Annotated in this window: 18 protein-coding genes; 8 read left to right on the plus strand and 10 right to left on the minus strand. The window is 69.3% G+C overall.

Annotated features, from left to right (window positions below; genetic code table 11):
- Positions 1-259: 259 nt before the first annotated feature.
- The 4 genes from ASD47_RS14430 to ASD47_RS14445 form a co-directional block, all read right to left on the minus strand.
- Complete coding sequence (locus ASD47_RS14430) at positions 260-1,285, minus strand: IS110 family transposase (RefSeq protein WP_056757798.1); 1,026 nt, start codon at positions 1,283-1,285, stop codon at positions 260-262.
- Between the two features lie 222 nt (positions 1,286-1,507).
- On the minus strand, positions 1,508-2,497 hold the full coding sequence (locus tag ASD47_RS14435) for an alpha/beta hydrolase (RefSeq protein WP_056757801.1): 990 nt from the start codon (positions 2,495-2,497) through the stop codon (positions 1,508-1,510).
- A 79-nt stretch (positions 2,498-2,576) separates the two neighbouring features.
- Positions 2,577-3,383, minus strand: a complete 807-nt coding sequence (locus tag ASD47_RS14440) for an RNA methyltransferase (RefSeq protein WP_056757804.1) — start codon at positions 3,381-3,383, stop codon at positions 2,577-2,579.
- A 17-nt stretch (positions 3,384-3,400) separates the two neighbouring features.
- Positions 3,401-4,672: an MFS transporter gene (locus tag ASD47_RS14445; protein WP_056757911.1), complete on the minus strand. Its 1,272-nt coding sequence runs from the start codon at positions 4,670-4,672 to the stop codon at positions 3,401-3,403.
- On the opposite strand from ASD47_RS14445, the gene ASD47_RS27015 reads away from it, so the two are divergent.
- Positions 4,605-4,835: a hypothetical protein gene (locus ASD47_RS27015; RefSeq protein WP_162251647.1), complete on the plus strand. Its 231-nt coding sequence runs from the start codon at positions 4,605-4,607 to the stop codon at positions 4,833-4,835. The genes ASD47_RS14445 and ASD47_RS27015 overlap by 68 nt on opposite strands.
- A gap of 56 nt (positions 4,836-4,891) precedes the next feature.
- Positions 4,892-5,947 (plus strand): LacI family DNA-binding transcriptional regulator, encoded by a 1,056-nt coding sequence (locus ASD47_RS14450; protein WP_056757807.1) that lies wholly within the window; start codon positions 4,892-4,894, stop codon positions 5,945-5,947.
- A 6-nt stretch (positions 5,948-5,953) separates the two neighbouring features.
- On the opposite strand, the gene ASD47_RS14455 is transcribed toward ASD47_RS14450, so the two are convergent.
- Complete coding sequence (locus ASD47_RS14455) at positions 5,954-7,477, minus strand: TolC family protein (protein ID WP_056757810.1); 1,524 nt, start codon at positions 7,475-7,477, stop codon at positions 5,954-5,956.
- Positions 7,478-7,570: 93 nt separating this feature from the next.
- Between ASD47_RS14455 and ASD47_RS14460 the strand changes: the two genes are divergently transcribed.
- From ASD47_RS14460 to ASD47_RS14470, 3 genes are all read left to right on the plus strand, one after another.
- Positions 7,571-8,254, plus strand: a complete 684-nt coding sequence (locus tag ASD47_RS14460) for an ABC transporter ATP-binding protein (protein WP_056757812.1) — start codon at positions 7,571-7,573, stop codon at positions 8,252-8,254.
- A complete protein-coding gene (locus tag ASD47_RS14465) occupies positions 8,251-9,462 on the plus strand; it encodes an ABC transporter permease (protein ID WP_056757816.1) in 1,212 nt (403 codons plus the stop codon). The genes ASD47_RS14460 and ASD47_RS14465 overlap by 4 nt, the downstream gene beginning before the upstream one ends.
- 68 nt (positions 9,463-9,530) lie before the next feature.
- Complete coding sequence (locus tag ASD47_RS14470) at positions 9,531-10,841, plus strand: HlyD family secretion protein (protein WP_056757820.1); 1,311 nt, start codon at positions 9,531-9,533, stop codon at positions 10,839-10,841.
- 111 nt (positions 10,842-10,952) lie between these two features.
- Here ASD47_RS14470 and ASD47_RS14475 read toward each other — a convergent pair whose 3' ends face one another.
- From ASD47_RS14475 to ASD47_RS14495, 5 genes are all read right to left on the minus strand, one after another.
- Positions 10,953-11,426 (minus strand): hypothetical protein, encoded by a 474-nt coding sequence (locus tag ASD47_RS14475; RefSeq protein ID WP_056757823.1) that lies wholly within the window; start codon positions 11,424-11,426, stop codon positions 10,953-10,955.
- A gap of 239 nt (positions 11,427-11,665) precedes the next feature.
- Positions 11,666-12,205: an RNA polymerase sigma factor gene (locus ASD47_RS14480; RefSeq protein ID WP_056757825.1), complete on the minus strand. Its 540-nt coding sequence runs from the start codon at positions 12,203-12,205 to the stop codon at positions 11,666-11,668.
- 65 nt (positions 12,206-12,270) lie between these two features.
- Positions 12,271-15,237: a TonB-dependent receptor gene (locus ASD47_RS14485; protein ID WP_056757828.1), complete on the minus strand. Its 2,967-nt coding sequence runs from the start codon at positions 15,235-15,237 to the stop codon at positions 12,271-12,273.
- Positions 15,238-15,395: 158 nt separating this feature from the next.
- Positions 15,396-16,010, minus strand: a complete 615-nt coding sequence (locus ASD47_RS14490) for a TetR/AcrR family transcriptional regulator (RefSeq protein ID WP_056757831.1) — start codon at positions 16,008-16,010, stop codon at positions 15,396-15,398.
- Positions 16,011-16,126: 116 nt separating this feature from the next.
- Entirely contained in the window at positions 16,127-16,741 is a 615-nt protein-coding gene (locus ASD47_RS14495; RefSeq protein ID WP_056757834.1) for a TetR/AcrR family transcriptional regulator, read from the minus strand.
- Positions 16,742-17,059: 318 nt separating this feature from the next.
- Here ASD47_RS14495 and ASD47_RS14500 point away from each other — a divergent pair, with 318 nt between their 5' ends.
- The 3 genes from ASD47_RS14500 to ASD47_RS14510 all read left to right on the plus strand — a co-directional run bounded on the left by ASD47_RS14500 (position 17,060) and on the right by ASD47_RS14510 (position 18,757).
- Complete coding sequence (locus tag ASD47_RS14500; protein WP_056757837.1) at positions 17,060-17,920, plus strand: metal-dependent hydrolase; 861 nt, start codon at positions 17,060-17,062, stop codon at positions 17,918-17,920.
- Complete coding sequence (locus tag ASD47_RS14505) at positions 17,917-18,321, plus strand: DUF2147 domain-containing protein (RefSeq protein WP_056757839.1); 405 nt, start codon at positions 17,917-17,919, stop codon at positions 18,319-18,321. The genes ASD47_RS14500 and ASD47_RS14505 overlap by 4 nt, the downstream gene beginning before the upstream one ends.
- A 64-nt stretch (positions 18,322-18,385) precedes the next feature.
- Complete coding sequence (locus ASD47_RS14510; protein WP_056757842.1) at positions 18,386-18,757, plus strand: hypothetical protein; 372 nt, start codon at positions 18,386-18,388, stop codon at positions 18,755-18,757.
- Positions 18,758-18,802: the final 45 nt, after the last annotated feature.

An 18,802-nucleotide genomic window follows, 5' to 3' on the forward strand; every position in this document is an offset into this window, starting at 1 on the left:
AACCATCTGTGGACGCCCCCTTCAGCGCAAGACGGATTTGAAGCTTTGACGCTCGATCGGATGCTGCCATCTGTCCGGCCTGTTGTGCGCCCTTCAGCGCTGGCCTGTATGGAAGTTCGCGGATCAGGTCCAAATCACCCATAGCGTGCTCAAGAGAGGCACGGTGGTAAGCCCTGGTTTTCCCGATCCCGTCTCACCGACTGTGCGCCATACCCTCCGTCGTCCGACTACGCTTCGACGCCTCTGGAGCCGGCGGCTGTTAGGCCGTCAGCGCCGGAGCCCTGTAGACGCCGCCTCTAGCCAGCAGCGCCCAAATGATCCTCGCGGTCTTGTTGGCCAAGGCCACAGCCACGAGCATTCGCGGCTTGCGGGCCAGCATCTGCGCCAGCCATGATCCAGGCGGCGCGCCACGGATGAGCGCCTGCTTGATCACGGCGCTGGCGCCGATCACCAGCAATCGTCGCAAGGTTCGCTCGCCCGCCTTGGTGATCTGGCCCAGCTTCTGTTTGCCGCCGCTCGATCGTTGGACAGGCGTTAGGCCCAACCAGGCCGAGAAGTCCCGCCCGCAGCGGAAGGACTCTGCTCCCGGGGCCAGGGCGACCATGGCCGAGGCCGTGACAGGTCCAATGCCTGGGATCGTCATCAGCCGCCGAGCGACAAGATCCTCCTTGGCGCGACGGGCGATCTCGGCATCGAGGCTGGCGATCTCCGTCTCCAGCGCGGCCAGCATCCGCACCATGACTTGCAGGCTAACGCGGGCAGCCGGCGGCAGTTGGCTCGCGGGATCCTCGATCTCGGCAACCAGGCGCTGGACGTACATCACCCCCTTTGGGGCGACATACCCGAACTCGGCCAGATGGCCGCGCAGGCCGTTCATGATCTGCGTGCGCTGGCGCACCAGCAGATCCCGGGCGCGGAACACCACCCCGCTGGCCTGTTGCTCGCGGCTCTTCACGGGCACGAAGCGCATCGTCGGCCGCTGGGCCGCCTCGCAGATGGCCTCCGCATCGGCCTCGTCGTTCTTCTGCCGCTTCACGAAGGGCTTCACGTAGGCCGGCGGGATCAATTTGACCGTATGGCCGAGCGCCTCCAGCTCACGGCCCCAGTGATGGGCTCCGGCGCAGGCCTCTATGGCGACCAAGCAGCGAGGCTGCCCGGCGAAAAACGCCAGCAGCCGGCCTCGCCCAAGCTTCTTCCGGAATATAACCGTGCCGGCTGCATCGGCTCCGTGGGCCTGGAATACTGACTTCGCGATATCCAGCCCGATGATGGTAAGCTCGCCCATGGGCGCCTCCCTCGAGTGAAGTTCAACACACCTCACTCTGGCACGTAGATGCCGTCGGGGGGCGTCCACCCCATCACCCNTGATGGTAAGCTCGCCCATGGGCGCCTCCCTCGAGTGAAGTTCAACACACCTCACTCTGGCACGTAGATGCCGTCGGGGGGCGTCCACCCCATCACCCATAACGGACGTCCGGAGCGTCGCCTCAGCAAGCGGCGTCGCCGTTCAAACCCCGTGGCGCTTGGCGAAGGTCTCGAACAAGGTGGGCCACGCCGCGACCGGCTTGCCGTCGATCGAGCGCAGGCCGAAGCCGTGGCCGCCCTCCTCGAAGACATGCAGTTCGGCCGGAACCGCCTTGGCCTTCAGGGCGGTGAACATCATCAGGCTGTTGACCACCGGCACGGTCTTGTCGTCGGCCGCGTGCAGCAGGAAGACCGGCGGGACGCGGTCGGTGACGTTCTGGTCGGGCGAATAGAGCGCCACCTGCTCGGGCGTCGGCGACGGGCCCAGCAGTTGCTTGCGCGAGCCGGCGTGGGCCGGCCCCTCCACCATCGACACCACCGGATAGATCAGGCCCGACAGGTCGGGCCGGGCCGACAGGTCGTCGGCGGCGTCGACGCGGTCATAGACCTTGGCGTCGAAGCGGGTGGTCAGGCTGGCGGCCAGGTGCCCCCCCGCCGAAAAGCCCATGATCGCCACCCGGGCCGGGTCGAACCTCATCGTCGCCGCCTTCGAGCGGACCAGGCGCACCGCGCGCTGGGCGTCCTGCAGCGGCGCGTCGGGGCCCGCGCCCCAATGGTCGCCGGGCAGACGGTAGAGCAGGACGAAGCAGGTGTAGCCGCGGTCGGCCAGCCAGCGGGCGGTCTCGAAACCCTCCTTGTCGCTGACCACGCGCTCGTAGCCGCCGCCGGGCATCAGCACCACCGCCGCGCCATTGGCCTTGGCCGGGCGGAACACCGTCAGGATCGGCTTGCGGGTGTGGGTGGTGGCCCGGTCGGGAAGACCGCCGGCGACCGTGCGGTCGATCAGGGTCTCGACGGCCGTGACGCCGGCCGAGCCCGGCGGGTCGCCGGGCCACAGGGGAAGGACTTCGGTCGGATCCATCGGGGCCTTCGCGGGCTGGGTCGTTTTCGGGTCGGCCAGGGCGGCGCCCGCCAGCAGCGATGTCAGCAGGCCGCCCGTCAGGCTGGCCAGGGTTCCCCGGCGATTGAACATGCGACCTCCCTAAGCGACGCGCAGGAACCCTATGGCGGGGTTTCCACGGCGGCAAGTCACCGGTGTCATTCCTCGCTCGTCACCGCTTCGCGAACCGCAGATGGTGCAGCACGATCCCGCTGGTGGTGGCCACGTTCAGCGAGTCAAAGCCGTTCGCCATGGGAATGCCGATGGTGCGCGCCCGATCCATGACCGTCTTCGACAATCCTGGCCCCTCGGCCCCCAGCAGCACCGCCGCCCGGGCCGGCGGATCGAGCTCCGCCAGGGTCTCCCTCGCGCCCGGACTCAAGGCCAGCGCCTGGAAACCGTGGCGCGCCAACAGAGCGACCAGGTCCTCGCCCGGCGCCAGCCCGGCGGTCGGCACGCTGAGCGTGGCGCCGATCGAAACCCGGATGGCCTTGCGATAGAACGGATCGCAGCAGTCGCCGTCCAGGATCACCCCGTCGACGCCGAACGCCGCGGCGTTGCGGAAGATGCCGCCCAGATTGTCGTGGTTGGCGATGCCCATCAGCACCAGCACGACCGCGCGCGGGCCCACGCCGGCCAGCAACGCCTCCGCGGACAGCGGCTTCGGCTTGGCCCCGACCGCCAGGACGCCGCGATGCAGGTGAAAGCCGGCGATGGCGTCCAGCACGGCCTGGCCGGCCACGTGCACCGGAACGCCTGGCGGCAGGCCCGCCAGCACCTCGCCCAGCTTGTCGATCCGCTTGCCGTCGATCAGCAGCGACTGGACGCGCTGCGGGGCGTCGCGCACGAAGGCCGCCAGCACGGTCTCGCCCTCGGCGATGAACAGCCCCTGGCGCCCGACCAGGTCGCGCTCCTTGATGTCGCGATAGGCGGCGACGCGCGGATCGTTCGGATCGTCGATGGGGATCAGGTCGGGCACGGGGTTCTCGAAAAAGGCTAGCGCACGCCCCGTATCGGAAGGATGGCCAGACCGCCAGCCGCCGCCAGCCCGGCCGCCACCAGATAGAGCGCGTGATAGTTGACGTGGGCCGGACCCAGCACCCACATCGCCAGAATCGGCGCCATGGCCTGGGGCAAGGTGTTGGCCAGGTTGATCACCCCCAGGTCCTTGCCGGCGTCCTTCTGCGAGGGCAGCACCTGGCTGACCAGGGCGATGTCGACGGCGTAGTAGCAGCCCACCGCGCAGCCGAAGATCACGAAGCCCGCCACCACGACCGGCCAGCCCGGGACCAGCGAGAACACCAGCATCGCCGCCGCCAGCCCCATGGCCGCGCCGGCCGCGAACAGCTTGCGACGCTTCAGGCGGTCCGACAGCATGCCGCCCAGCATGCCGCAGGCCACGTTGGCGCAGGTGGCCACGGTGGTCAGCAGGGCCATGCCCTGCTCGGCGCGACGGCCCGGGAACAGGTCGGAATAGTGCAGCGCGTCCTGCAGGTAGAACAGCATGTAGCTCTGGGTCAGGGTGATCGCGACCAGCACCATGAACCGGCTGGCCCAGGCCAGGGCGAAGTCGGGGTGGGCGCGCGGATCGATCCAGAACCCGGCCACGAAAACGCGCCAGTCGAACGGCGGCCGCTCGCCCGGCGGCAGCGGCGGGTCGTTCAGACCCAGGGCGAACGGGGCGATCGCCAGCAGAAGCACTACGGCGATGGCCAGATAGCGCGAGGCCTCGCCGACCAGCAGTCCGCCGACCAGGATCGCCCCGGCCATCGCGCCGATCGGATGGCCCAGGCTGAGGAAGGCCGCCACCCTGCCCTTCTGGGCGTCCGGCACCCGGTCGGGCAGCACCGCCAGCAGCGCCGCGAACAGCAGGTTGAAGGCCACCTGGAAGCAGACGATCCCGGCCATCAGCTGGATCGCGCTGTGGGCGATCATGATCAGGAAATACGAAGCCACCGTGCCCAGGGCGCCGGCCACCATCCAGGGACGCCGTCGGCCGAAGCGCGAGGTGGTCCGGTCGCTGATCGCCCCGGCCAGCAGGTTGGCGAGGCTGGCGCTGATCGAGCCCAGGATGGCGACCTGGCTCAGCAGGATGGCCTTGCCGGCCGAATCGATGGTCTGGGCCTTCAGCGGCAGCAGCACCTGGAACAGGGGCATGAAACTGACATAGGCCCCGATCTGGGCCAGGGTGAACGCAGCGATGAAGCTGGGTTTCACCGGTATTGTCGGCCTTGCCCTGTCGATTCCCACCGCCTCCGCCGCCGTCATCATCCCTCCCCTGCCGGACGCGATCTCCGCCGCGATTGGCTCGGACACTGGCCTTCCGGGCCGGGGGACACAAGGCGCGAGCGGCGACAAAGCCCGCATTGCAGCTCTCGACCGCGCTTTTTTTGGATTCCGAACGTCGCCTTATGGCGCGCAGTTGCACTAGGCTGCCGGCATGAAGATGAGTCCCCACCACCAGGACCAAGGCGAACGGGCAGGCCCATGGCGTCGGTGACGATCTATGACGTCGCGGCGCGGGCCGCCGTGTCGATCAAGACCGTCTCGCGGGTCATGAACAACGAGCCAAACGTCCGGCCGCAGATGCGCGAGCGCGTGCTCGAGGCCGCCGGAGCCCTGGGCTATGCGCCCAACCTGTCGGCCCGCAGCCTGGCTGGCTCGCGCTCGTTCGTGATCGCCGTCTTCGTCGACGCCTCCCTGACCCTGGACCACTGGCGCAGCGAGCGCGGCTCGGACTACCTGCAGCGCATCCAGCTGGGGGCCACGGTCGAGACCAGGGCCGCCGGCTATCACCTGCTGGTCGAACTGGTCGACCACGACGGTCCACGCGTGCGCCAGGAAGTCGGCGCCCTGCTGGCGGCCCTCAAGCCCGACGGCGTGATCCTGACCCCGCCCTCGTGCGACAACGAGGTGGTGCTGGAACTGCTGGACAAGGCCGGTACGCCCTATGTGCGCCTGGGCCCGGAAAAGCCCGAGGGCCGGGGTCCCCGCGTGCACATGGACGACGTCGCCGCCGCGCGCGAGATGACCGACCACCTGATCGGCCTGGGCCACAAACGGATCGGCTTCATCACCGGCGACCAGCGCTACGGCGCCAGCCAGGCCCGTCTGGAAGGCTACGTCGCCGCCATGGAAGCGGGCGGCCTGACGATCGACAAGGCCTGGATCCGCCCGGGCGACTTCACCTTCGAGTCCGCCCACACGGCCGCCGCGGCCCTGTTGGGCCTCGACGAACGGCCGACGGCGATCTTCGCCAGCTCCGACGAAATGGCCCTGGGCGCCCTGGCGGCGGCGGCGGAGGCCGAGCTTTCCTGTCCAGGCGACCTCTCGGTGGCCGGTTTTGACGACAGCCCTGTCTCGCGCCTCAGCCGCCCGCAACTGACCACCATCCGCCAGCCGCTGGTGGAGATGTCGACCCTGGCCACCAAGATGCTGATCAATGGCGTGGCCCGCAACGCCGAGGCCGGCGCCCGTCCCAGGGACGAACTCATTCCCTTCACCCTGATCCACCGGGTCTCGACCGCCTCGCCGAAAGGGTGAGCCGCTTCAGTCCTGAAGGCTGACCTTCCAGGTGTCGAGGGTGGCGCCCAGCTGCTGGTCCAGCGTGGTCAGGGCGTTGAGATAGTTGATCGAGGCGCTCAGCGCCTGCAGGTCGGCCGAGCGCAGATTGGCCTCGAAGGTCAGGAGCTCGAAGTTCGAGGCCCGCCCGGCGCTCAACTTCTCGCGTTCCAGCTCCAGGGTCTTGGCCGCCAGGTCGCGCGACAGGCGCGTGGCCTCCACTTGCCGCCAGGCCAGTTCCACGCCCTGGACCGCGTCGCGCACCTGGGCCTCGACGGTCTGGCGCAGGTCGTCCAGGCGCAGCTCCTGGGTCCGCACCAGGGTTTCGGCCTGGATCTCGGCCTGGCGCGGGCGGTAGTCGCCCAAGGGGACGCGGAACTGCACGCCGACCGCGCCGCTGGTGCGGGGCAGGCCGGCGCCGGCCAGGGGGGCGCCGGTGATCGGATTGTCGAACAGGTCGCCGCGTTCGGTCTGGCGTTGCACCGCGCCATAGACCGACACGTCCCACAGACGGTTGTTCCGCGCCAGGATCAGTCCCTGGCGCGCCTGCTCGACCGCGCGCTTCTGCGACAGGAAGTCGGGACGGTTGTCCAGGGCCGTGGCGATCGCCTGGTCCAGGTCGACGGCCAGAGGCTTGGCGTCCAGCGCGTCGGCGGCCACCACGTCGGTGTGCAGGTCGACGGCGAGCAGGGCCAGCAGCGCGATCTGGGCGCTGTTACGCTGCTGCTCGGCCTGCAGCAGCGCCACCTGCTGGGCGGCGATGTCGGCCTGGGTCTGGACGATGTCGGCCGCGGCCATCCGTCCGGCGTCGATCAGCGCCTGGTTAGTGGCCAGCTGGGCGCGCGAGCGCTCCAGCGACTGGCGGGCGATCACCAGTTGCTGCTGGGCCTGCGCGAGGTTGCGATAGGCCAGGATGATGCGGCTGACCGTGTCCGACACCGTCGCCTTCAGGCTCAGGCGGTCGATGGCGTCTTGCAGCCGGGCCAGGCGCACGGGCGCGGTGTTGACGGCGACGCCGGCCCCACGCAGCAGCGGCTGGCTGACGCCGAGGGTGGCCACCTGCGTCGTCAGGTCGTTTCCGCCGCTGCGGACGGTCTGGCGCGCCCAGCCGAAATCGAACTGCGCCCCGGTCGGGACTAGCCATGAGGCGCTTGGGTTCACTTGCAGGGTCGAGCCGCGCAGGTCTCCCGCCCGGGTGGCCTCGGCCGAGCCGATGATCGCCCCGATCGGCCGAAACCGGGTCTCGGCCACGAACAGGTCGTACTTCTCGGCGGCCCGCACCACATAGGCCGACTTGATGGCGCGGTTGTCGCGCAGGCCCAGGAACACCGCGTCCGCCAGGCTGAGCGCCAGGCGCGGACCGACTGCGGCGGGCGGCGGCCTGGCCGGCGAGGCGACCGGCGCCTGAGCCCTGGCCGGCGAGATCGGGGCGAAGGCCAGCGCCGCCGCGACCAGCCGCCACCCCGTAAGGCGTGGGCGCGGGCGAGGCTCGGCAACCCGATACGCAGACATCCTCGCGCCACCCGACCACCGATATTGACACTAAAGTCAACAAAACACGCTCCGGGCTCTTGTTCAAGTTGCGCCGCTGCGCAAGATGAACGGGTGCTGGAAGTCCTCGACCTGACCAAGACCTACGGCCCGCCCGACCAGGCCACGCCCGTGCTGCGCGGCGTCAGCTTCAAGGTCGAGGCGGGGGCGTTCTGCGCGGTCGTCGGCCCATCAGGCTCCGGCAAGAGCACTTTGATGAACATCATCGGCCTGCTGGACCGGCCCACCAGCGGCGTCCTGCGCCTGGACGGCCTGGATGTCACGTTCGGCGATCGCGGACGGGAGGCCCGGTTTCGTGGCGCGACGATCGGCTTCGTCTTCCAGTCGTTCAACCTGCTGCCGCGCCTGAACGCCTGGGAAAATGTCGCCCTGCCCCTAGTCTATGCCGGCGTTTCGGCCCGCGAGCGCGAGCAGAGCGCCCTGGCCATGCTGGATCGGGTGGGCTTGTCGCATCGCGCTCAGGCCCGTCCGGCCGAGCTGTCCGGCGGTCAGCGCCAGCGGGTGGCCCTGGCCCGGGCTCTCATCCGCCAGCCCCGCCTGATCCTGGCCGACGAGCCGACCGGCAGCCTCGACAGCGTCACCGCCGGCGAGGTCATGGCCTTGCTGCGCGACCTCAACCAGCGCCTGGGCGTGACCGTTCTGATGGTCACCCACGACAGGGACCTGGCCGCCCGCTGCGAGCGAAGGATCGAGGTGCTGGACGGCCGGGTCGTGGCCGAGGCGGGCGCGGCGGCATGACCGTCCTGACCTCCCCCTCGCCGCGCGCGGCGCTACGGACCTGGAGCCAGTCGGGCGCCGAGGCGCTGGCCAACCTGCTGGCCCAGCGGCAGCGCTCGGCCCTGGCCCTGCTGGGCATCCTGATCGGCGCCGCCTCGATCGTGGCCATGCTGACCATCGGACACATGGCGCAGCGCGAGACGCTGAAGCTGTTCGCGCACATGGGCGTGGACATGCTGCAGATCCACGCCAATCCGGTGGGCCCCTTCCCTGCGACGATGGATCGGGCGGCGATCGAGGCCCTGCCCCGCACCGACCCGGACGTCGAGGCCGCCGTGCCCCTGACGATCGACCGGGCCAAGGTGGCGATCGGTCCGGCCAGCCAGGACGCTGGAATCATCGCGGCAGCCCCGAACCTGCCCGACCTGGTCCACCTCTCGACGGCCAGCGGACGGCTGTTCGCCTCGGTCGACGAGGGCAATCTGGTGGCGGTGCTGGGCGCCGACACGGCGGCGGCCCTGTCCGCGCCGGGCGCGCCGACGGGGCCGGGCTCGCGCATCCGCATCCGGGGCTATGTGTTCACGGTGATCGGCGTGCTCGCCCCCGTGGCGTTCACCGCCATGGACCCGACGGACTACAACACCGCCGTGCTCGTGCCGCTGGGCGACGCGGCCCGGATCATGGCCACGCCGGAGCCGAGCACGGTGCTGCTGCGCCTGCGCCCGGGCGCGGACGCCAAGGCGGTGGGCGGGCGGCTGGTCGCCCGGCTGGCCAATCCGACCTCGGCCCCGCAGGCCGTGAGCGCCCAGGAGCTGATCCAGAGCCTGAACGCCCAGAAGGCCATCCACAGTCGCCTGCTGACGGCGATCGGCGCGATCTCGCTGCTGGTCGGCGGCATCGGGGTGATGAACGTCATGATGATGGGCGTGATGGAGCGCCGGCGCGAGATCGGCCTGCGGGCCGCCCTGGGCGCGACGCCACGCGACATCCAGGCGATGTTCCTGATCGAGGCGGGGATCCTGGCCCTGATGGGCGGCCTCGTCGGCCTCGCGTTCGGCCTGCTGGCCGCCTTCGTGGCCGCCAGGGCGTCGGGCTGGACCTTCAGTCTGTCGGCCTATGTCCTGCCCCTGGGGCCAGGCCTGGCCGCCGTGGTGGGGATGATCTTCGGCTTCTACCCGGCGCTCCGAGCCTCCCGGCTGGACCCGATCGTGGCGCTGCGCGACGAATGAGCCGCCCGGGCCACCATCTACTGACATTGTTGTAGACGGCGATGCGACCTCGATCCTAAGGTTGAGCCATGGCGGCGCGCGGACAGGCCCTGGCGATCTGGCGTTCTCGAAAGTGGACGGTCGTGGCGGCCGTGTCCGGGGTCGCCGTTCTCGGGCTGTGCCTGGCCCTGGCGCCGCGCCGGGACGCCACCCCCGATCCAGCCGCGCCCCAGACCCTGACGCTTTCGCCCCGCCCCTTCGCCGCCACGCTGAGCCTGGTCGGTTCGGTGGTCCCCGGCGACAGCCTCGACGTCGTCGCCCCGTTCGACGGCGTGGTGCGACGCCTCGGCTTCGAATACGGAACCAGCGTCACGCCAGGCCAGGTCCTGGTCGAGCTGGATCCCGCCGAGATCGGCCAGCGCCGCAACGAGGCCGAGGCGGCCTATCTGAAGGCGTCGAAAACGGCCGAAACCCTGGCCGACTGGTCCAGCGGGACCGAGGTCGCCCGCGCGCGGCGCACAGTGGACGCCGCCGCCCTCGACCTTGCGGATCTCGACCGCAAGCTGGCCGAGACCCGGGGGCTGCTCGACCGCGGGCTGGTGGCGCGGGGCGAATATGACGGCCTGGCGCAGCAGAAGCGGAACCAGGAGATGGTGCTGGCCGGCGCCCGCCAGGACCTGGCCGCGGTGCTCGCCCAGGGCGCCGGCGCCAACCGTCGCGTCGCGGCTCTGGATCTGGCCAACGCCCGCGCCCAGCTCACCCGCCTGGACGGCCAGGCGGCGGGCGCGATCGTTCGCGCGCCGGAAGCCGGCGTCATCGTGCGGCCGGTGGGCAAGGGCGACGAGGCCGAGCCGCTCCACGCCGGCCAGGCGGTGACCCGGGGGCGGTTGATCGGCTCGATCGCCCGGGCCGGCGGGCTGGCGGTGGCCTTCCAGCTCAGCGAGACCGACGCCAACCGCGTGCAGCCGGGCATGGCCGTGACGGTCACCGGGCCGGGCTTCGGCGGGCTGGCCGTGGCGGGCCATGTGACCTCGGTCGCCGGCCAGGCCGCGGCGCCGGCCGTGGCCGGAGGACCGCTGGCCAGTTTTCCGGCCATGGCGCGCCTGGACGCCCTGACGCCCGATCAGGCCAAGGCCATCCGCATCGGCATGACGGCCAACATCACCGTGGACCTCTATCGCAATCCGGCCGCCCTGGTGGCGCCGCCGGCCGCGATCCAGGGCGCGGCGCTGGCCGCCTGGGTCAAGGTTCAGGATCGCCGCGGCGGTCCGCCGCGCACCGTCCCGGTCAAGCTGGGCCGGATCGCGCCGGACGGGGTCGAGATCGTCTCGGGCGTGAAGGCCGGCGACGTGCTGATGTGGGCGACGCCCACGGCCGGAGCCGCCTCCCCCGCATCATGAACCACCCGACTTTCGTGCAAAAAAGCGCCCTGACAACGGAGTCGTCAGGGCAGGACCGGTCCTGCGTCGCTGGGGTAGGGGGAAGGCGACGTCTCCGGGAGAGGGCGTGATTTAGGGGACGATGGTCAGGGCCGGGCTGGTCTGGACCGAGCCGTTGATGGCGCAGTCCGGGCTCAGGGTCTGGTTGTCGAAGGTGATCAGCCCCCCCGCGCTGACCGAGACGTTCACGGTGCTCGGGCCGCAAGTGCCGAACAGCGAGGCCGTCACCGCCACGCCCGTGATGGTGGCCGTGCCGGCGCCGGTGCCGGTCGCCGAAGTGGCGGTGGCGTTCCAGGTGCCGGTCTTGTGGATCAGGCCGCACAGGCCGCCACCGCCGCTGAACGTGGCGGTGTCGATCACGCCGAGGCCACCCGTGGTGTGGCCCGTGAAATTGGCGGTGCAAGGGATGGTCAGCGAGCCCTTCTTCAGGCTGGTGGTGCCCGTACCGGTGAAGGTGCCGTTGGCCGGGCTGAACGAGGCGGCCGAAGCCGAGGCGGCGAACGCGGCCGTGGCCAGCAGAGCGACGGCGGAAGCGAAGATTTTCATGGCGTTTCCCTAGTATTTATGAGGCGCTACAGCGCCGTTCGGGCGATTGCCTCACCCGATGTATTAGACGCCTCATAATAGAGTTAGGGGGGTATGTATCTTAAAAATATTCAATCATAGATTATGCACCTTATTATTCTGACTGATATCGGTGACCGGCGCACAGGTGCGACACAAAGCTTTGAAAGCCTTGCGGTCGAGCCTTGTGCAGAGATCGTCTTGCCGCGAGCGGCGGTGGGTCAGGCGCCCTTCAGGGCTTGGTCGAGGTGGGTGTTGGCGCGTCGCAGGAGCTCCTTGACGGAGTCCTTCGAGATTCCCATGCGTTCGGCGATCGCGCCGTAGCTGAGGTCCTCCATGCGGTTGAGGCGAAAGGCCATGCGGGTGCGGGGCGGCAGGCGCTCGATGACCGCCATGGCCCGGGCGTAGTCCTGCCGCGCGCCTACGATGCGCTCCGGCGACAGGTCCTCGGCGGCTTCGGACCATTCGGCGAACGAGCGTCGCAACTCGGCCGCGCGCACGCCCAGCCGCCTGGCCCGGCTGATCAGGACATTGTGGGCCACCGTGAACAGGTAGCGCTCGACCTCGACGATCGGCTCGTCGAGCTGGGCCGCCTGGACGCGCAGGAACACGTCCTGGACCAGGTCCTCGGCGTCGGCGCGCGGGGCCCGGCGCGTGAAGTAGCGACGCAGCCGGGGCCCATGGGTCGTCATCCAGGCGCCCAGGTCGGGGCGGGGCGGCGCGGAGTCCGCGGCGGGCGCGGGCGCGCGGGGTGATGCCATCGTTCGAACTCCGGCACGACAGCGGCGCCCGCCCCGCGGCCGGGACGGGCGCCGCGGGGTTTGGATCAAAAGCGCTTGCGGATGCTGGCGCCGATCATTCGCGGATCCAGGGTGAAGACATTGGTGGTCAGGGCGGTGTCGTCGCTGTTGATGAAGGCCCCGGTGATGGGCGTGTCATCCAGCAGGTTCTTGGCGTAGAGCTCGAACTCCAGGCCGTCGTCCGGCTTGGCCAGGGTCAGGCGCAGATTGACGTTGTACCAGCCGTGCAGCTTGTCGATCGCGTCCTCGTAGACGCGGGCCCAGGACTGCGACTGGTGATAGACGTCGCCGTGCACGCCGCCGACCCAGCCGCCCGACAGCGGCAGGGCGTAGTCGACGCTGATCGACTGGGTCCATTTGGGCTGGTTGGGCAGGCTGTGGCCCGACACGTCGGCATAGAAGCCGCGACCGACATTGGGCAGGTCAGCCTCGGTCGGGGCCGGGAACAGGAACAGGCCCAGGATCGAGCCGGGGCAGACGGCGCTGAGGCTGGCGTAGTCGGGCAGGCCGAAAGCGGCGTTGGTGGCCAGCAGGCTGGCGACATAGCTCTTGGACACCACGCAGTTGGACGGCAGGAACGGGCTGCCCTTCATCACCGTGAAGTCCGTATTGCCCTGGGTGCGGTTCTCCACGTCGATCGATCGGGAGCCGTCGGCCAGCTTGCTGCCCTGGTAGCCCAGGTTGACGGTCAGGCGCAGGTCGCGGGTCGGCCGCCAGGCGGACTCCAGCTCCAGCCCCCAGATCCTGGCGTCGAAGTTCTCGTTGATCGCGGTGCGATCCTGGATCTGCGAGACCTGGTAGCCCTTGTAGTCATAGTAGAAAGCCGCGCCGTTCAGCGTCAGGGCCCCGCCCAGCAGGGTGTTCTTCGCGCCCAGCTCGAAGGCGTTGACGTATTCGGGCTTGAAGGTGTCGGGATACGAGGTCAGCTGCACCAGCGGCGGCAGGCCCGGCTGGAACGGCTCGTCGCTGTAGCCGATGGCCGGCGGGTTGGCGCCGCCGCCCTTGTAGCCGCGATTGTAGAAGGCATAGACCAGGGTCTGGTCGGTGAACGACAGCTTCGGCGACCAGTCCAGGCCCACGCGGCCGGTCACGGCGCCCCACTTCTGCTTGATGTCGTCGCCGATCGGATAGCCGCCATCCACCGTGCCGCCGTTCGAGGACGACAGCAGCACCTGGGTCGGCACCGGCGTGAAGGTCTTGCGGTCGCGGGTGTAGCGCAGGCCGGCGGTCAGCTTCAAGTCGGGCGCGAACTCGTAATACAGCTCGCCGAACACCGCGGCCGACTTGACCTTGTAGATGTTCTTGCTGCGGAAGTAGTTGTGGCCAAGGCCGTCGATCTGGTCCAGCGGATGGGGATCGATATAGATGCAGCCGGTCGCGCCGTCCGGCGTGATCGTCGGCGTCGAGCCGTCGAAGCTGGTGCCGCACTTGGTCGGGTCGAGGCTGTTGTTGCCATAGCCGCTGCTCTGGGCGATGGCCGAAACGATGTTGAAGAAGACGTAGTAGTCCTCAGTGGTGCGATAGTCGGTGTAGTTGCCGCCGAGACTGAAGTTGACCGGACCATCGAAGGCCGACGACAGGCGCAGTTCCTGCGAGAACTGGCGGCTCTTGGCGCGCACCTGATCCAGGCCGGCGATCGTGCTGGAACAGCCCAGTTGCGGATCGCAATAGACGCCGCCGGGCGTCAGGTTCGGGGCCGGGGCGCCAGGCACCACCGCATTGTCCAGGCCGGTGGAGTCGTTGAACACCCCAGGCATGGTGTTGAAGCGGTTGTAGTCCTCGCTGGAGAAGTAGCGGTCGCGGTTGTAGGCCGTCTGCGAGGTCAGGGTCAGGTTCGGCGCCACGTCGATGTCGACGTTCAGCTCCAGCACGTCGGCCTTGGCGCGATACTTCGGATCGAAGATCGACGAGATGCGTCGCAGGTCTTTGGACTGCATCATGCCGCCGTAGGGGTCGGTCACCTTCATCAGGTTGACGGGGCCCGACACGCCGTCGGGATTGAGGCCCAGCACGGCGGTGTTGGTCACCGAGGCCAGGACGAACGGGATCGACAGGCCGTTAGGCGTGCCATAGGCCGCGTCGTCGTAGAGCGAGGCGTTCAGGCATCCCTGGCTGAAGAAGGCGCTGGCCTGCGGGCTGAGCGTGAAGCCGCCCATGGTCTGGGGGCCCGGATCGCGGGTGCACAGCTGCTTGGTGCTGCGGGCCCGGCTGTCGTTTTCGCTGAAGTGTTCCCAGATCAGGGCGCCGCGCACCGTCTCGACCGGCTTGAAGCCCAGGGTGACGCGGGTGGAATAGAGATCGCGACCGTCGATCTTGTTGCCGGTGACGTCGTTCTCGGCGAAGCCGTCCCGGGTGGTCGAGGCGCCGGCCAGCCGCAGGTCCAGCTTGTCGCCCGACAGCGGAATGTTGACGAAGCCGCTGAGCCGGCGGCTGTCATAGTCGCCGACCTCGCCCTTGATCTCGCCTTCGAAGACGTCGGTCGGCCGGGCCGAGATGATGTTGACCGCGCCGGCGGTGGCGTTGCGCCCGTACAGCGTGCCCTGCGGACCCCGCAGCACCTCCACGCGCTCGACGTCGAAGAATTCCTGCTCGAAGAAGCGGTTACGGATAAAGGCCGTGCCGTTGAAATTGATCGATACGCCGGGGTCGGTCGAAACCGACACGGCCTGGGTGCCGATGCCGCGGATCGTCAGGTTGACGCCGCTGAAGTTGGTCTTGGTGAAGCTGACGTTCGGGATCGCCTTCAGCAGGTCGGGCCCGCCCTCGATCTTCGCCGCGTCGAGGGCCTCCTGCGAGAAGGCCGAAATGGCGATCGGCACGTCCTGGGCCGCTTCTTCCTTGCGCTGGGCGGTGACGACCACCTCGTCGACCAGGTTGGACTTGGCCGGCGCCGCCGCCTGGCCCTGAGCTTGAGCCAGCCCGGCCGACAGGATGACGGCCACGGCGGAAACCCCCGCGATCCAACAGGCGCGCGCGCGGATGCGTTGAGACATATCCCCTCCCAAGGGTCCTCTCCCCAGTCGGGGGAGGACATAAAAAAGCGTTTCCTCGCCGCACTTTTTTGTTGGAGTCGCCAGCGGCCGGACGATCTCCTCACCCTAAGGATGCGTCTATTCACCTAGGTGTCAATACTTATTGACGACGGTGTTGATTATTCGATCAAGGCAGGGAGCAAATTGGCCGCCAACCGTCGCACGGCGTCGCGGTCGCGCCCGAGCATCTCGCGCAATGGGCCGCCGATCACCGCGTCGCCGAACGCGCACAGGGTGATCAGCAACAAGGCCGAGGGAATGTGCCGGGGCGGGTCGTCGCCAGAGGTCAGGACCTTCTCGCCGAGGGCCGTCACCAGGTCGACGACGGCCTCGCGCACGGGTTCCAGATGCTCATAGCGATTGGACAGGGCGATCCAGGCCGCCAACTGCCCCGCCCCCCCCTCGTCGAAGGCGGTGAACACGATGTCCACAACGGTTCTGGGCGCCCGCGCGTCCGAGCGGACATGGGCCACGGCCGACTCCAGCGCCACGGCCAGGTCGCGGACCATCGCGCCCATCAGGGCCGATTGCAGCGCGGCGGCCGAGCCGAAATGGTGGATCAGGGTGCCGTGGGTGACGCCGATGTCCTGGGCCACCGCCTGCAGGGTCAGGCCGTTGGGCCCATGGGCGATCAGCAGCTTGCGGGCGCTGACCAGGGCCTGGGCGCGGGCTTCGTCGGGAGAGCGTCGTCGCCTGACGGCCGTTTCGACCTTCGCCTTGCCCGCCCCCGCCATGACCGTCACTATTTATATTGGAGTCAACGACAGCATGGGCGACATTCGCATAGGATGTAAACCCGTCGCGGTTGACTTGACGTCAACCGCTGTCGCGAGGGCGCTGGACGCCAGCGTCAGAACAGGAAGGTCGGCAGCAGCCGGGCCACGATCTTGCGGCCCGCGTCGTCTTCGCGATCGAGCATGTCGCGCAATGGCGCGCCGATCACCGCGTCGCCGAACGCGTACAGCGCGATGAACAGCACCGCCGAGGTGACGCGGTGATGGGTCTGCTCGCCTTCGGCGGCGAAGGTCTCGCAGATGGCGTCGACCAGGTCGCGCACCGCGGCGCGAACCGGCTCCAGGTGCTGGAGGTCGCCGGACAGGGCGATCCAGGCGGCCAGGCGCCCTGCCCCGCCTTGGTCGAAGGCGTCGAACACCGCGTCGACCAGGGCCCGGGGCGCGCCGGGATTCGAGCGCAGCTGCTCCACCGCCGCGCCCAGCGCGTCGGTCAGGTCGCGGACCATCGATTCCATCAGCGCTGACTGCAGGCCGGCCGCCGAGCCGAAGTGATGGATCAGGTTGGCGTGGGTCACGCCGATCTCGTCGCCCACCGCCTTCAGGGTGACGGCCGTCGGCCCCGACCTGATCAGCAGCTGCCGCGCCGAGGCCAGGGCCTCGCGGCGCGCGACCTCGGGCACCCGACGTCGACGCTTGGCGGTCGTCCCGATTTCAGGACTCTCTATTGACATCAATGTAACTTACATGCATGTAGATATCGTCGGGCGTCGATATATTCCGCGGTCCGACGGCGATCTGGGCGGTCCAGAATCGTCGCCTTATTGACAGGCAGTTTAGGAGATGTTGCCGCCATGGCCCAGGCCTTTCCACGCCACGCCGCCGCGACGACCGGAGCGAGGTCGCGGAACCGGACGGTTCATGGCGCGCCCCGCGGCTCCCGATCCCGTCCGCCTCACCCCGCGCGGAGCTTCCGTCACGCCAGGCGCGTGACCGCCCGCGGCTTCCCATGCCAGCCGCCGTCGACGACGGCGCGCCAGGAGTCCCTTTAGATGAGCAAGCTGGACAAGACCCCGTCGGATCTCGACATCCGCGCCCGCGACATGGCCTTCGGCCGCGAAACGCCCACCGGCCGCTGGTGGCTGGGCGGCGACCCGGTGGGCACCGCGTTCTACAACGCCCTGTCGGTGACCTTCCCCCTGGGGGAGCGGTTCTTCATGGACGCGGTCCGCCACTATCGCAACATCGCTTCGCCGGAGCTGCGCCAGCAGATCGCCGGCTTCCTGGCCCAAGAGGCGATGCACACCCGCGAGCACCTGTTCTTCAACAAGCAGGTCGCCGACCACGGCTTCGACGTCGCGACCATGGAGCAACGCACGCGCGACCGCCTGGCCTTCGCCCGCAGCCGGCCGCCGCTGCAGCAGCTGGGCGCGACCGTCGCGCTCGAGCACTTCACGGCTATTCTGGCCCACGCCCTGCTGGCTGATCCGCGCCACCTGGAGGGCGCCTCGGACGAGGCCAAGGCCATGTGGCGCTGGCACGCCATCGAAGAGGTCGAGCACAAGGCCGTCGCCTATGACACCTTCATGCTGGCGGCCGCGCGGCTGCCGGCCTGGCGGCGCTGGACGCTGCGCACCATGACCATGATCGCCGCCACCCGCCTGTTGTTCGCCACCGTCGGCAGCAACATCGGCGACATCTTCACCGCCGACGGCATCAACAACGCTCGCAGCTGGCGTCAGCTCCTGCGCTTCATGCTGGTCAAGCCGGGCATGCTGCGGCAGGTGCTGGGGGCCTATTTCTCGTACTTCCGGCCGGGCTTCCACCCGTGGCAGCACGACGACCGGGCGCTGATGCGCCAGGCCGAGCGGGATCTTTCGGCGGCCTATGCGCCGGTGGAGGCGGTGGCGTGATCGCCGCCCTGGCCCTGGCCGCGTCGGTGAGCGCGGCCCCCGCCGACGTGACGGGCCTGTGGAACGCGCCCGGCGACGGCGGCTCGACCGTTCGACTGGAACGCTGCGGCGACGGCCTGTGCGGCTATATCGTCACCTCGCCGCACATTCAGGCCGATCCTGGCCAGAAGGACGTCCGCAACCGCGACGCGGCCCAGCGCGGACGGCCGCTGCGCAACCTGATGTTCATGAAGGTCCGGGCGATCGGCCCGGGCCACTGGGGCGACGGCTGGGTCTACAATCCCGAGGACGGCGGCACCTACAAGGGCGTCATGAGCCTGCGCCCGGACGGGCGGCTGAGCCTGAAGGGCTGCATCGTCGCGCCCTTCTGCAAGACCCAGACCTGGCGCCGCGCCAGCTGAGGCTGGCGGCGGTGTAATCATGTAACGCGTTCTCAAGGACGACCGCCGAAGCTATAGGACCGCCATGCGTCCGAAGATGACATGGTGGCGGAACCTGAGCGGCCTGATGGCCGCCTGCGTCCTGGCGCTGCTCGTCGTCGCCCCCTCGGTGAGCATGGCCGCCTGCGTCTGCGACAGCCCCGCCGCTGCTCTGGTTGGCGTCGAGACGGGCGTGGTCGCTGGCCAGGCCCTCCAGGACGATCCGCGGGATCATGGCGCGCCCTGCGAGGCCGCCTGCTGCGTCGGGGGCCACTGCCATCATGGCGGCGCCCTGCTCGACGCCCCGGCCGGGACAGTACCGGCGCCCGTCCCCGTTCTCTCCGAACACCCGGCGACCTCCGCCCAGGCGCTGGCCTCGCGTCCCCTGTCCGGACCCCACCGACCGCCTCGCGGCTGACGGCTCGCGCGCCTTGCGCGCGCCGTCGTCCATTGATCGCGAGGA

Source organism: Caulobacter sp. Root1472, from assembly GCF_001426985.1.
Taxonomy (GTDB): Bacteria; Pseudomonadota; Alphaproteobacteria; order Caulobacterales; family Caulobacteraceae; genus Caulobacter; species Caulobacter rhizosphaerae.